General features: G+C 59.7%; 1 protein-coding gene. It reads right to left on the bottom strand.

Translation table 11 applies throughout. The features are described 5' to 3' along the window. Nucleotides 1-285: 285 nt before the first annotated feature. A partial coding sequence (locus AC1DU6_RS34100) for a hypothetical protein (protein ID WP_477862846.1) occupies nt 286-690 on the bottom strand: 405 nt, incomplete at its 5' end.

Raw genomic sequence — 690 nt, 5'->3', positions numbered from 1 at the left:
CTGTTGATCTGGTGGCCTTTGGAATCGAGAATTGCACGTACCGTCATTGTCGCCTCCTAAGTCGAACCATGCCCTTTGTCGGGCGCGGTCTTTCATTCTTGGGTCGTCAGACAGACGCAGTGTAACAGCGCAGTTCAACAGTCGTTCAGATGTGGTGATCGAACTGACACACCGTTCGCGCCGGGAACGGGATCGACCTCAAGGGCCGAACCTGCCAACGTGAGTCACCTGTCGAATACATAAGATGGATCAAATGTGTCGGCCTCGCAAGAAGCCGGTACACGCTCAATGCAGGTCGGACATGTCCGGAGACGATGTCTGCGAACCCGTGCGCTGCAACCTCGGAATGGGATCGAACAGCGAGAATAGCAGCAGCCCGGCGAAGAAGCCGCCGATATGCGCCTGCCATGCAACGCTCGCCCCGTCTGCACCGATCGCAATCGAGCCGACGCCGAAGATGATATTGACGCCGAACCAGACCGCCAAAAATCCGATTACACGCGGATCGCGCAATGAACGCAACAGCGGAAGCGCCGGCACCCGTGCCGCTTCATCGGCATCGCCGCGGTTGAATGACAGGAAGCTGCCGCGCACGAAGGCAAACCGGATGGCCGCGGCCATGGCGCCGGAGACCGAAGCCGAGGCGCCGATCATCGGGGCGAGCGCGTGTTCATGGGTAACCAGATGTGC

Source organism: Roseateles sp. P5_B10 (genome assembly GCF_056400485.1).
The sequence above is the reverse complement of the archived record's forward strand: the minus strand, read 5'-3'. Positions and strand labels throughout refer to the sequence as shown.